This is a genomic window from Dysgonomonas sp. GY617 (assembly GCF_015233815.1).
GTDB lineage: Bacteria > Bacteroidota > Bacteroidia > Bacteroidales > Dysgonomonadaceae > Dysgonomonas_A.
The window spans coordinates 86,038-100,065 of record NZ_JADCLR010000014.1 but is presented as its reverse complement, the minus strand read 5'-3'; the positions used below and the strand labels follow the sequence as shown (position 1 = coordinate 100,065).

General features: G+C 35.5%; 10 protein-coding genes. 4 read left to right on the top strand and 6 right to left on the bottom strand.

Annotation, left to right across the window (positions count from 1 at the left end):
* Positions 1 to 36 precede the first annotated feature (36 nt).
* Both nusA and rimP read right to left on the bottom strand, forming a co-directional pair.
* On the bottom strand, positions 37 to 1,293 hold the full coding sequence (gene nusA, locus IR022_RS09235) for a transcription termination factor NusA (RefSeq protein WP_050709662.1): 1,257 nt from the start codon (positions 1,291 to 1,293) through the stop codon (positions 37 to 39).
* Between the two features lie 2 nt (positions 1,294 to 1,295).
* Positions 1,296 to 1,763 (bottom strand): ribosome assembly cofactor RimP, encoded by a 468-nt coding sequence (rimP, locus tag IR022_RS09230; protein ID WP_050709663.1) that lies wholly within the window; start codon positions 1,761 to 1,763, stop codon positions 1,296 to 1,298.
* 225 nt (positions 1,764 to 1,988) lie between these two features.
* Here rimP and IR022_RS09225 point away from each other — a divergent pair, with 225 nt between their 5' ends.
* Positions 1,989 to 2,939, top strand: coding sequence for a FimB/Mfa2 family fimbrial subunit (locus IR022_RS09225; RefSeq protein ID WP_050709664.1), 951 nt, complete (start codon positions 1,989 to 1,991; stop codon positions 2,937 to 2,939).
* Positions 2,940 to 2,993: 54 nt separating this feature from the next.
* Here IR022_RS09225 and IR022_RS09220 read toward each other — a convergent pair whose 3' ends face one another.
* The 4 genes from IR022_RS09220 to IR022_RS09205 all read right to left on the bottom strand — a co-directional run bounded on the left by IR022_RS09220 (position 2,994) and on the right by IR022_RS09205 (position 8,985).
* Complete coding sequence (locus IR022_RS09220; RefSeq protein ID WP_194203488.1) at positions 2,994 to 4,760, bottom strand: ABC transporter ATP-binding protein; 1,767 nt, start codon at positions 4,758 to 4,760, stop codon at positions 2,994 to 2,996.
* 87 nt (positions 4,761 to 4,847) lie between these two features.
* Complete coding sequence (locus IR022_RS09215; RefSeq protein WP_194203487.1) at positions 4,848 to 6,572, bottom strand: ABC transporter ATP-binding protein; 1,725 nt, start codon at positions 6,570 to 6,572, stop codon at positions 4,848 to 4,850.
* 88 nt (positions 6,573 to 6,660) lie between these two features.
* Positions 6,661 to 7,668, bottom strand: a complete 1,008-nt coding sequence (locus IR022_RS09210; protein WP_194203486.1) for an NAD-dependent epimerase/dehydratase family protein — start codon at positions 7,666 to 7,668, stop codon at positions 6,661 to 6,663.
* A gap of 129 nt (positions 7,669 to 7,797) precedes the next feature.
* The gene (locus tag IR022_RS09205) at positions 7,798 to 8,985 is read right to left on the bottom strand and encodes a DUF418 domain-containing protein (RefSeq protein WP_194203485.1); all 1,188 of its coding nucleotides are present in this window, start codon (positions 8,983 to 8,985) and stop codon (positions 7,798 to 7,800) included.
* Positions 8,986 to 9,274: 289 nt separating this feature from the next.
* On the opposite strand from IR022_RS09205, the gene rnr reads away from it, so the two are divergent.
* The 3 genes from rnr (at position 9,275) to IR022_RS09190 (ending at position 13,983) form a co-directional block, all read left to right on the top strand.
* A complete protein-coding gene (gene rnr / locus IR022_RS09200; RefSeq protein ID WP_050709669.1) occupies positions 9,275 to 11,422 on the top strand; it encodes a ribonuclease R in 2,148 nt (715 codons plus the stop codon).
* 125 nt (positions 11,423 to 11,547) lie between these two features.
* Complete coding sequence (locus IR022_RS09195) at positions 11,548 to 12,984, top strand: MBOAT family O-acyltransferase (RefSeq protein WP_194203484.1); 1,437 nt, start codon at positions 11,548 to 11,550, stop codon at positions 12,982 to 12,984.
* Positions 12,985 to 13,020: 36 nt separating this feature from the next.
* Positions 13,021 to 13,983 (top strand): hypothetical protein, encoded by a 963-nt coding sequence (locus IR022_RS09190; RefSeq protein ID WP_194203483.1) that lies wholly within the window; start codon positions 13,021 to 13,023, stop codon positions 13,981 to 13,983.
* Positions 13,984 to 14,028 lie beyond the last annotated feature (45 nt).

Sequence of the window (14,028 nt, the reverse complement as noted above, 5' to 3'; positions counted from 1 at the left end):
AAAGTATTAAGAAATCACAGAATTACCAAATAAGAGTTATTCTTCATCTTCAAACTCTGCTCGTAAAATAGCAAAAAGCTCCTCAACTGTATCTTCTTCCAAGTCGGCTTCTTTTGCAATTGTTTCTTTGTTAGCAGCAAGAATGCTCTTAGCTGTAACATAGCCCAGTTTTTTTAGTTGTTCGATTACCCACTCGTCTATTTCGTCTCCGAATTCATCTAAGTAGATATCTTCCTCGTCAACTTCATCGATGTCACGATATACATCAATGGTGTAGCCGGTTAGCATACTGGCTAATTTAATGTTAAGACCGCCTTTACCGATAGCAAGTGATACTTCTTCTGGGCGAAGGAATACCTCAGCTTTCTTCTCTTCATCATTCAATTTGATGGTTGTGATTTTAGCTGGGCTCAAAGCTCTCTGGATATAAAGATTCATGTTTGATGTGTAGTTGATGATGTCGATATTCTCGTTTCTCAACTCACGAACGATACCATGTATACGCGATCCTTTCATTCCCACGCAAGCACCTACGGGGTCAATACGATCATCATACGATTCCACAGCTACTTTAGCTCTTTCACCAGGTATGCGTGCTATTTTCTTTATTGTTATTAATCCGTCATTTATTTCGGGAACTTCCAATTCGAATAATCTTTCTAAGAATACAGGAGAAGTTCTCGAAAGAATGATCTTAGGATTGTTATTCTTGTTGTCAACTCTTTCTACAACAGCTCTTACGTGCTCTCCTTTGCGGAAGAAATCACTTGGTATTTGTTCTGTTTTAGGTAGTAAAAGTTCCTCTTTTTCATCATCTAAAAGAAGGATTTCTTTTTTCCAGATTTGGTATACTTCTCCGGAAACAATCTCTCCAATCTTTTCTTTATATTTGTTATAAAGGCTATCTTTTTGAAGTTCGAGAATTTTAGAAGCTAAAGTTTGGCGTAAGTTTAAGATTGCTCTACGTCCAAAATCTTCAAAGAAAACCTCATCTGTAACATCTTCACCAACAGCAAAGTCTTCATCTATTTTTTTAGCATCCGAAAGAGAAATCTCTATATTTGGATCTTCCAGTGCATCATCTTCTACTATCGTACGATTGCGCCAGATTTCCAAGTCTCCTTTGTCAGGATTGATAATGACATCGTAGTTCTCGTCTGTCCCAAACATTTTTGCAATGACATTGCGGAATGAGTCTTCAAGAACACTTATCATTGTCATACGGTCGATATTTTTCAGGTCCTTAAATTCTGAAAAAGTATCAATCATGCTTATAACTTCTTTCTTAGCCATAATTATTTAAATCTGATTAGATATTTTGTATATTTTACTTCATCGTATTTGAAAGACAAATCTTCCTCTACAGCTACTTTACGTTTAGCTCCTTCGGGTTTTTCCATTTTGGTAACAGTTACAGTAAATGCACTATCATCGCAATTTTTGAGTACCCCGGTTATTTTTTGTCCTCCTTTAGTAAGGGTTTCAACCTCATTGCCAATATTTATTTCGTATTGACGGGTGATCTTGAACGGAGATGTTACCCCGGCAGATCCTACTTCAAGTTCAAAATCTTCGGCATCGCGGTCAAGTTTCGATTCTATATGCTTGTTTAGCTTGATACAATCTTCGAGACTGACTCCTTCTTGGTTGTCAACTTCTATAACAATAATGTTTCCCGGTCTTACGATTACGTCTACTAAAAACGTCTCAGAATTGATCAGGAAATCTTCGGCGATATCTCTTATTTCTAATTTATCAATCATCTGTATTTATATCAACGAATGAAAAAGGAGAAAGCTTTAGCCTCCTCCCCCTTTTAATATTGATGCAAATATATAATAAAATATGCAAAATAGCAAATGAATCATCTAAATTTCTTTAGTATGCTACTCTTTTCAAGATTATAATAGAATTTCTATCAAAAATGAAACCTTCTTCGCAGTTTTCATTAAAGTGGGTATATTTGCACTTCACTAACTAATAATTAAATGAAAAAAGTATTATTCTATTTAAATGCTGCTCTCCTTATGGGTAGTTTTTTCTCTTGTAGTAAGGATTCAGAGATATCCGACTTAGAACCTACACCTTCTTTGAAAATGCAGGAAGTAGTGTTTGATTTAAAAGGGAATGAGTTTGAACAGGTTAATGTGAGATCTACTTCTCTTGGTAGCTCGGATATTAAAAGCTTGCATTATGTAGTATATAATGCTGAAGGAAGAAGAGTAAAGTATAAAGAATTTTTAAATGTAAATGTATCTGAAGTTAAGGATACTTTGCCATCAGGTAATTATAAGGTTGTGTTTATTGCAACTAATGCTGATGATTTTGGAGCGAATTTTGGTAATGGATTCAATGTTCAATATAATGATGGATATATTCGAATGGTAATAGAAGATACAAGAACGAAATTTGATAATGATGTATTCTTTACTCAAAGTGATCTTACTATCGGTAATTCTATGGTAAACAAGGAGACTGTTCTCTCTCGAGTTGTAGGAAAAGTAGAAGTGTTGCCTTTAGATATAGCAAATACTCCTACCGACCTTTTATCTCTACAACTTTATGTTTCAGAAGGTTTTCCGAATCATTTTTATTTTCAGGATTTGAGAACAGTTTGGCAAGGAGAAAGGCATACGCTTGTTATGTGTTCTCCAAAATATACTAGGGCGAATTTCTTGAATATAAGTGAAGATAATCCTATTGTATTTACAGGATTTCCTGCCAAAGTCGAAAGTAGTTCAAATTATTATTTAGCAGCTTTATATTATTTAAAAGACACTCCTAATGTTGGGCGAAGCATAATTCTAAAAAGGGGGTATGAGATTGAAAGAAATAAAACGTTAAGACTTTCCGGTAATTTGTTTACTGGTATGCTTACAAATGAAGGCCTCGAAGTTGATACAGAATGGGGTGCAACTCTTGAAGAGTCATTCGACTAATCTCTAAATAAAGTATTTTTTGAAAAAGCTCCTGATTAATTTCAGGAGCTTTTTTTATTTAAACTGCTCTTCGTAAAGAGAATAGTATTTTCCCTTCAATTCCAATAGTTCTTTATGGCTACCTTGCTCTATAATCTGTCCATGTTCGAGAACTAGTATTCTATCGACATTTCGAACAGTAGAAAGACGATGTGCTATAATAAAGCTGGTTCTGCCTTCCATTAATTTATCTAGTCCTCTCTGTATGAGAAGTTCGCTTCTGGTATCAATGTTACTTGTAGCTTCGTCTAGAAGAAGGATCGCAGGATTAGCAACTGCTGCTCGAGCAATATTTAGTAGTTGCCGTTGTCCCTGACTTAGGTTGGCTCCATCATTTTCAAGCATAGTATCATATCCATGTGGAAGGCGTTTGATAAAGGAGTGAGCGGCGGTCAACTTTGCTGCTGCTTCTACTTCTTCGTTTGTTGCTTCTAAACGTCCAAATCTGATATTTTCGCGTACCGTTCCTGTAAATAGATGGGTGTCTTGCAGTACAATTGCTATTGATTGCCTTAGATTTTTACGTTTTATTTCTTTGGTTGAAATACCATCAATCGTAATTTCTCCTGATTTGATGTCGAAAAAACGTGGAAACATATTTAAAATAGTGGTCTTTCCTGCTCCGGTAGTCCCGACTAAAGCTATTTTCTCTCCCGATTTTGCTTCTAAAGAGATTCCTTTTAAAATCAATTTTTCTGGTTTATAGCCAAAGTAGACGTCTTGCATCTTAACATCACCTTTTATATCAGTGAGAATAACTGCGTTGGGAGAGTCTTCTGCTTCGGGTGCTTCGTCTATTACTTCAAAGATGCGTTCGGCTCCTGCTATTGCAGCTTGTATGTTATTATACAGACTGGCTAGCTCATTAATGGGGCGTCCGAATTGTCTGGAATATTGGAGAAAGGCTGCTAATCCTCCAACATCAAAACCTCTGAAAATAGCAAGTAATGCACCAACGATAGTTATAATTACATAGTTCAACGTATTTAGGTTTTGCATGATAGGCATCATCATTCCTGAGTATAATTGAGCTTTTTCTGCTTTCCCTCTTAGGTTTTGGTTAAGTGTGTCGAAATCGGCTTCTACTTTTTTCTCATGTCCGAATACTTTAATCACTTTTTGTCCGCTTATCATTTCCTCTATGTAGCCATTTACCTCGCCTAACTTTTCCTGTTGGGCTTTGAAGTATTTCTTACTCTGTTTTACAATCAGTTTAGCACTCAGAAACATGAGAGGAACAGTAATCATAGTCACCAACGTAAGTATGGGGCTGATGTAAAGCATCAAGCAGACAATACCTATGAGGGTTAGTGCACTAGATAATAAGTCAGATAGGCTATCAGTCAATACATCGCTAATCTTATCAATATCATTGGTGTAGCGACTCATTAGGTCTCCATGTTGATGAGTATCAAAATATTTTATAGGTAAGATCTCCATCTTTTTGAATAGTTCCATTCTAAGACGAGTAACAGTTCGCTGTCCTATTTTATTAAGTAGTCTGTATTCTATGTATGTCGCAACTACACCTACTAAATATATAACTCCAAGAAGTAAGAGTACCTTAAATAATCCGGGAATGTCGCCCGGTATGATATAATCATTAATAATGGGACGGAGCATATATGAGCCAAGAAGACTTGATATAATGCTTACTATGATCAGGAATGCAATAATATACAAAAGGCTGCGGTCGCATGATAAGTACGACATTAATCGAAGAAAAGTCTTTTTTCCTTCCTTCGCTTTTTCAATAGGTTTTGAGTGATCTCCGTGTGCCATATCAACTAGAGTGAAATATCTTTGCTGCGTTTAAAGGCTGCTATCCATTAAGTTTTATATAATCAAAGCAATAAAAAGGGTTTAGCCTTAGAATGCTAATTGTTGTGAATTGTATATCTCTTGATATACTTTCGATTTTTCCATCAATTCAGATGGTTTTCCTACTGCATCTATCTCACCATCTTCGAGAACTATAACTCTGTCTGCCGACTGCATGGTGTTGATTCTCTGAGTTATGATAAGTACAGTTGTGTCTTGTAACATTGTATTGAGGTTGGTTCTTATCTTCTGTTCAGTATCAGAATCAACAGCGCTCGTGCTATCATCCATAATCAAAATCTTAGGCTTTCTCAGTAAGGCTCGGGCAATACATATGCGCTGTTTTTGTCCTCCTGATAAATTGATACCTCCTCTTCCTAATTTTGTATTGTATCCATCTGTAAAGGCTAAAATAAAATCATGGGCTTCTGCCGCTTTAGCTGCTTCTATTATCTCTTCGTCTGTTGCATCAGGTTTACCCCACCTTAGATTCTCTATAATTGTACCTGAGAAAAGTTCGTTCTTTTGTAGAACCATTCCTATTTTAGCATGTATTTCGTCCAGATTATAGTCTTTTACATTTACTCCATCAATAAGTACTTTCCCCGCAGTAGTATCATACAATCGGGGGATGAGTTGTATCATTGAGCTTTTGGCTGATCCTGTAGCTCCAACAATGGCAATGGTTTCGCCTTGCTTGATATGAAAATTAATATTCCGTAGAACGTCATTTTCTCCGCCATAATGTCGGAAGCTAACATTGTGAAAAGCAACTTCTCCTTTTTCTATTTTATGATTGTTTACGATACCTTCGGGAGTGTTTGTTAGGGATGGCTCGGTCTCTATAACTTCTAGTATTCGTTTAGATGATGCCGATGCCCGTGCAAATGCCATAATTATCATAGATAGCATCATTAGTGATAGAAGTATTTGTGATAGGTAATTGACAAAAGAAATCAATTCTCCCACTTTTAGGTTTCCCAATATTACTTTCTGACCACCTATCCATAAAATTAAAATAACAGAGATGTTCATTATTAATTGCATAACGGGAAATACCGAAACTACAATATTTGATGCCCTGATAACCATGTCTCGTAAGTCTTCGCTGCTGTTTGCAAATTTTTTCGCCTCGAAATCTTCTCTAACAAATGATTTTACAACACGTATATTTATGAGGTTTTCGCGCACGATGCCATTGAGATGATCTACTTTTTGCTGCACTTTTATAAATAAGGGAAATCCCTTACGAAGTATAAGATATATGCTAATGCTAAGTATGGGAATTACTCCTATAAGTACTAGGGCTAAATCTGCATTTATTTTGATGACAAAGAAAATGGCAAGAAAAAGCACTAATGGAGAGCGTAAAAGTATACGCATCGATATGAGTATCACCTGCTGAATCTTGGTAATGTCGTTGGTAAGACGGGTGATTAGTGATGCTGAGTTGAAGCGATCTATATCAGAGAAAGATAAGTGTTGTATCTTATTGAAAAGTTCTGTTCTGAGATCTGTACCAAATCCGATAGAAGTTCGTGATGATACGTATATATTGAGAATGCTGGCAATTAATCCGGCAATCGAAATTAAGATCATATATCCTCCAATTTCTGTAATGACTGAAAGATTCCGAGGCATAACTCCATTGTCAATAATGTTAGCCATAAGGAGGGGCTGCACTGTTTCGCACACTACATAAATGAGAACCAGAAAAGGACTGATTATAAGGCTTAGTTTGTATTTCTTTAGAATTTGCCAGTATCTATTCATTTTATGTCAGGTCTTATACCTTTTTTTGCTTTGATAAGTATTAAGTACAACAGATGGTTGTTGCTGAATAATAATTGATTGAGATTGCTTATAGCCAATTATTATCTTTATACCAGTTTACGGATTCTGTTAAGCCACGCTCTAGGTTGTACTGAGGTGTAAAACGCAAATCTTGCCTTAAAGGTTCAATGTCGCACACCCAATTGCGTTGTTTCATTATCTTATATTTGTCACGATTGAGTGTTGATGGTTTTTTTGTTATCTGAGCGATACTCTCAGCTACTATTGAGACTAGTTTCAATATGCAAAGCGGTATTTTGATGCTTAGTACATGTTTCTTGCCTAATACTTTCTTTACTAAAGCAGTGTATTCTTTGTCGGTATGTACATCTCCATCAGCCACAAAATAACTTCGATTAGAAAGTGGGCTTTCTAATGCTAAAAAAGCAGCATCAACCAAATCTTTCACATATATGAAAGTCAGATGCTGAGGTTTGAATCCAGCCCCAACATCTAATCCCGATTTTACGGTTTTCAACATCAGGAAATAATCTTTTTCTCGAGGTCCATAAACACCTGTTGGGCGGAGTATCATATATGGGAAATTGGTAGTGCTTTCAAGATACTGTTCTGCTTTTAGTTTGCTAATACCGTATGCTGTATTGGGGTGGGGTGTATCAGTCAATTTGATAGGCGTGTAATTAATTTCATTACCTACACCAAAAGAGCTGAGGCTACTCATTAAAAGGAATTTCGATGGAACAGAATCTGCCTCTTGTAATGCCTCTACAAAATTTACCGTGTTTTGATAATTGATCTGATCGAATTCTTTAGGATCAAGACATTTAGTTATACCTGCATTATGAATAATATAATCGATGTGCCCAAATAAGGTTTTAAACTCTTTGAGTTGCTCAACTAGTTTTTCTTTATTTCCAAAATTAAATTCAATAAACAGTATATTGCTGTTTTGTAGGTATTCTCGACTGCTGCTTTTTCTTACACCAGCCCACGTTTGAAATCCAAGACTCAACGCTTTCTCGACTAAGAAACTACCAATAAAACCGCTGGCTCCCGTTATTATTATTTTTTTCATTCAGCTATTAAGTAAATGAAAGTATTTAATGATATACTTTCGAGTTATAACAGATTATTGCCATTGTGCTTGCCAAAGCAATAAAAGGTCTGAGACCTTATATCTCTATTGAAGCTCAAAAGTACAAACTTATTTTTGTCCGATCCATGTAAGTTTGTGCCATATTTTTTCAAGCGGTCCTTGTTTGTGTGATTTTTGCCACCATTTGCAAAACTGTAATTGAAGAGCAACTATGATACATCCTACTATCAGGCTATTAGTGAAACCACAATAAGGAGAGAGGTTTAATCCGATAGGGAAAAATATAAGTGCCCCTATAAACGATTGAGATATATAATTGGTGAGGCTCATTTTTCCATAAACTCGGAACCATGATATCTTTCTTTGAAATGCTTCTTTCTGATAAAGAATAATAAATGAACCAATGAGGACAAAAGTAAATAAGAGTTTTTGCCACATATCGAACATTACGCCTACCGTGTTTTTTATAAATAGATCACTATTTGTGTCAAATAATTCAACTTTTAATTGATACATAGGGGCAAAGAGGATTGCACATAAAATTAGAGTCTTGGTCCAGAATTTTATATTCTCAGGTGTGGAATTGAAAAGTTTTCTGCGAGAAATCAATAATCCTAAAAGGAACAACCCTGCAGTTTGTAAGAAACGTCCACCTTCTACAGCCCATAAAAAACTAGCTAATTGTCCTGTCGTGATGTTTGCCCAAATGAAAGGTAAGAATTCTCCTGATTTGTTGATTTCTATAATCTGGGCGTAAAGAGCTCCATTTATATTCTCTGGTAAAGAAAATTCTGGATTTATAAGCCCTGATATGTAATAAAACCACTGCATAGGTTGTAGCAAAAGAAGTATCATGATGATGAAAATCGCTTTATCATTCCATTTTCTGACAACAAAAAGAATCACACCTACAATTGCATATAAAAGCAAAACGTCTCCACCAGGGAAAAACATTGCATTTAAGGTCGCGAATCCCGCAAGGAGTAATAATCTCCATAAAAAACGGACTCCAAAGTCGTTCCCTTTATTTTGTTGGTTTTTGAATTGAATTGCAAAAGTGAATCCGAATAAAATAGAAAAAATAGCATAACCTTTTCCTGCAATTAATGAAAATATAACACTGAAAACTCCTTTGTCAAGAATGTTAAGCCATTCGGGTTGTGTTATTGGATCGGGATAAACCGGGTAAATAAAATGTTCTACACTATGGATTAATACGATTGCTATTACGGCAAATCCGCGTAAAGCATCTACCATTTCTATGCGAGGTGTTTTTTCGGTTAATTCTTGCTGCATACAAAGACGTGTTTTATGTTAAATAGATATATGATAGGTTCTGTTATCTGAAAAGGGTTATCAAATGTATTAAAATAAAATCTATCTAACTAATTCTTTAAATTAAGACAGACTTTGTATGAGATTGTAAGACATAATAAATCCGAATGATTATATTTGTATTTATAAGTAAATAAGGTAAGGTATTTGCTCCCTCGGTTTTTCTGAGCATAACGCGCCTTTTATAAGTTACTTATGGATATAATAAACAGGTCTGTGACCTTAATAGAAAAAAGAAAATACACATTGTATGAGCATAGATAAGATACCTCAAAAGTCAGCTCCAAGGAGAAAAAAAAGCGATATAGTTGCTGCTACTATCGCCTTCTTTAATAATAACACAAGCAATTCTTACAATTATAAACAAATTGGAGCCGAGATAGGCATCAAAAAACAACCTGAGCGTTTGATGTTGATGTCGATACTCGAAGATTTGGTAGAGGATGCTTTTATAACAGAAACAAGCAAGGGCAAATATAAATCGAATACCAGAGGAGTTTTACTCGAAGGTAAATTTGAGAGAAGAAGCAATGGCAAAAACTTTTTTGTTCCCGAAGACGGTAGCGAAAACGTATTTGTAGCCGAACGTAATTCTGCGCACGCGATGAATGGCGACAAAGTTCGTATTCAGATGCTAGCTAAACGTAAAGGAAGAGGTTCTGAGGGTGAGATAGTAGAGATACTCGAAAGAAAACAAACTCGCTTCGTGGGAACACTTAATGTTCAAAAGCATTTTGCTTTCCTTGAAATGGATAGTAAGATTTTAGCAAATGATATTTTTATTCCGAGAGAGAAACTTAAAGGAGGTAAAACGGGCGATAAAGCTTTGGTGGAAATTGTAGAATGGCCTGAGCGTGCTAAAAATCCAGTAGGGGAAGTGTTAGATATATTGGGAGAAGCAGGGACCAACAATGCCGAAATGCATGCTATATTGGCAGAGTTCGGGTTACCTTATAAATATCCTGAAAATGTAACAGCTGAGGCTGAAAAAATACCGGATGTAATAACCGAAGAAGAGATTGCTAAACGCGAAGATTTTCGTTCAGTAACCACATTTACAATTGACCCTCGTGATGCGAAAGATTTTGATGATGCTCTTTCGATTCGCCAGTTGGAAAATGGAAATTGGGAAGTTGGTGTGCACATCGCCGATGTAACGCATTATGTAATTCCAGGAGGTATTATCGATAAAGAAGGAGAAGAACGTGCAACCTCTGTTTACTTAGTGGATCGTACTATTCCTATGTTACCTGAAAGATTGAGTAATGGATTATGTTCGCTTCGTCCGAATGAAGAAAAACTGTGTTATTCTGCTATTTTTGAATTAAACGATAAGGCGGATATCAAAAAATATAGAATTGGACGTACTGTTATAAATTCAGACAGAAGATTCACTTACGAAGAAGCTCAAGATATTATAGAGACAGGAAAAGGAGATTTTAAAGACGATGTTCTTAAATTGGACGAACTGGCGAAGAAATTGCGAGCAAAACGTTTTGAAAATGGCTCTATCGCTTTTGAGCGTGAAGAAGTTCGTTTTGAAATCGACCCTGATGGAAAACCTTTAAGTGTATATTTCAAAGAGCAAAAAGATTCGAACAAGCTGATTGAAGAGTTTATGCTTCTTGCAAATAAAACAGTTGCCGAATTTATCGGAAAAGTGGCTAAAGGCAAGAAAGCAAAAACATTTGTATATCGTATACATGATGTGCCTAATCCCGAGAAGATGGAGAGCTTATCACAATTTATACGTCGCTTTGGATATAAAGTGAAGATTGACGGAAGTAATACTGCTGTCGCAAAATCGATTAATCAACTATTAGATGATGTACATAATAAGCCTGAAGAAAACTTAATTTCTACAATTGCTATTAGGGCAATGGCTAAGGCTGTATATTCGACTTCTAATATTGGTCACTACGGATTGGCATTTGATTATTATACTCACTTTACCTCACCTATTCGTCGTTATCCAGATATGATGGTGCATCGTTTGCTGACTCATTATATGGAAGGTGGACGTAGTGTGAGCGAACAACAAACCGAAAACGAATGTAAGCACTGTTCTGATATGGAACAATTAGCAGCGAATGCCGAGCGTGCTTCTATCAAATACAAGCAAGTAGAATACATGTCGGACAAGATAGGACGTGTATTTAAGGCTGTTATTTCGGGAGTGGCAGAGTGGGGTGTTTATGCCGAAATAGAAGAGAATAAATGCGAAGGATTAGTGCCTATGCGTGAGCTTGATGATGACTTCTATGAATTTGATGAAAAGAACTATTGTCTGAGAGGTCGTCGTACCCGCAAAGAGTATCGCTTGGGCGATGAGATCAATGTGAAGGTGGTTAGAGCTAATCTGGAAAGAAAGCAATTGGACTTTACTATTGTAGAGTAAAATGAATTTTTTAATTTTGTAGTCTCAATAGATAAGATCACAAACTTAATTTGTCATACAGATTAGATTTGTGATCTTATTTAAGTGCTTTGAGTTTGTTTATGGTATTTATCTAAAAACATTGAATGTTATTTAACTCGGCCGGCTTCGCTATATTCTTTATTATTGTATTTTTTATTTATTGGTTTGTTCTTAACAAATCATTAAAATGGCAGAATATATTTCTAGCAGTTTGTAGCTACTTCTTTTATGGCTGCTGGGATTGGCGTTTTATGTTTTTACTCGCATTTTCTACTTTTCTGGATTATTTTTCTGGATTGAAAATAGCTGAGGCTAGTGGAGCTTCTAAAAAGAAATTCTGGCTAATTTTGAGTGTTGGACTCAATCTTGGGTTTCTTGGTTTCTTCAAATACTACAATTTCTTTGTCGAATCGTTTGCCGAATTATTGTCTTCTGTGGGTTTCACGCCTCATATGACAACTCTTAATATTATTTTACCAGTAGGTATTTCGTTCTATACATTTCATGGACTGTCGTACGTCTTTGATATTTATTTCGGAAAAATAAAGCCAACTCGTAATTGGATTGACTATTCACTCTTTGTGAGTTTCTTTCCCTTACTGGTTGCAGGTCCTATCGAGAGAGCTACACATCTACTTCCTCAGGTTGAAAAGCCTAGAGTATTTAATTATTCGAAAGCTGTAGATGGTCTGAAACAGATTCTGTGGGGTTTGTTTAAAAAGGTAGTGGTGGCAGATAATTGTGCAGAGTTAGCCAATACAATATTTCATAATCACGAACACTATTCGGGCAGTACATTAGCTTTGGGAGCAATGTTATTTGCTATACAAATATATGGAGACTTTTCGGGTTATTCCGATATTGCTTTGGGATCGGCTCGTCTATTAGGCTTTGAGTTGTTACAGAATTTCCGTTTTCCATACTTTTCAAGAGATATTGCTGAGTTCTGGAGGAGATGGCACATTTCACTGTCTTCTTGGTTCAGAGACTATCTGTACTTTCCTTTAGGAGGAAGTAGAGGGGGAATGGCTAAGACTGTTCGTAATACATTTATTATCTTTTTAGTCAGTGGTTTCTGGCATGGCGCTAATTGGACGTTTCTGGCTTGGGGCGGATTGAATGCCTTATTTATTATGCCTTCTATAATATTTAAGACAAATCGGAAAAACTTGGATACAGTTGCTGAGGGTCGAATCCTTCCCTCTGTAAGAGAAACTTTTCAGTTGATTCTTACTTTTTGTTTAGCCAGTTTAGCATGGGTGTTTTTTCGTGCTGAAACAATTGCAGATGCTATATCATATATAAAAGGGATATTTTCTACATCTTTATTCCAAACGCCGGATGTTATTTCAGGAACAGTAATACTTATTGTTATTGTATTTATGGTTATCGAATGGCTGGGGCGAGAAAATAAATATGCAATAGAAAAACTAACAATGACATGGAAGCGTTCATTAAGTTGGGCTTTCTATTATTTAATTATACTTGCTATACTTTGTTTAACAGGTAGTGAGCAACAATTTATATATTTTCAATTTTAGAGGATGAAGACCTTTCTTAAAAAAGTTTTATATTTTTTGATCCTGCCATTTACAGTCTTTGCATTGTTAGTGATTGGTTATATTATATATGATCCTTTTAAGGTTGTGCAGACTTATGACAACTATTCATCTCTGCAAATAAATAGAGGTTATATTTCTACCGAAATGTTTTTAAAGAATTATAAGAAAGAGAACTATAATTCATTCGTTTTTGGAAGTTCGCGTATTTTTGGATATAATATAGATACATGGAAACAATACCTTGGTGCAGATGCCAAAGTATATTCCTTTGATGCCTATGGTGAGAAAATTCAAGGAGTATATCATAAACTGAGGTTTTTAGATTCATTGGGTGTTGATATTAAGAATGCTTTTATTGCAATTGATGTAGACTTTACTTTTGATAATACTCTAAGTGAACCTCGTTTCCTATATATTGAGCATCCTTTATTGGAAGGAGAGAGTGGATATAACTTTCATGAAACCCATTTTCTAGCATATCTTAATTCTGGTTTTGTTTTGTCTTTTTATGGGAATAAATTTTTCGGATTAGATAATGAATATGTGAGAAAACACTATTATTCTGTTGAAGCTACATTTGATCCTAAGACGAATAGACCATTTAGATCAGACTTGGAAAAACGGATTGAAAATGAACCGAACTATTACGACTCACCTTCGTTTTATACAGTAACTGATAGCTTGAAAATGAGTCCCTTTCAACGAATAGATCCGTTTGAAGAAGAAGCTCTTCATGGTATTAAAAGAATTCTATCGAAGCATAATACACAATATAAAGTTATTATAAATCCGCTTTATTCTCAGGAGAAGTTTAATCCGAAGGATATGGAAATGATTCAAAATGTATTTGGGCGAGACAATGTGTATGATTTCTCAGGTAGAAATCAGTTTACTACATCCAAGTATAATTATTATGAAGAGTCGCATTTCAGACCTTTAGTTGGCGATAGTATTATGAGTATAGTTTATAGTAAATAATTAAATAAGCAATTCGAGGTATCTCTTGCGATATTTTTTAATTAT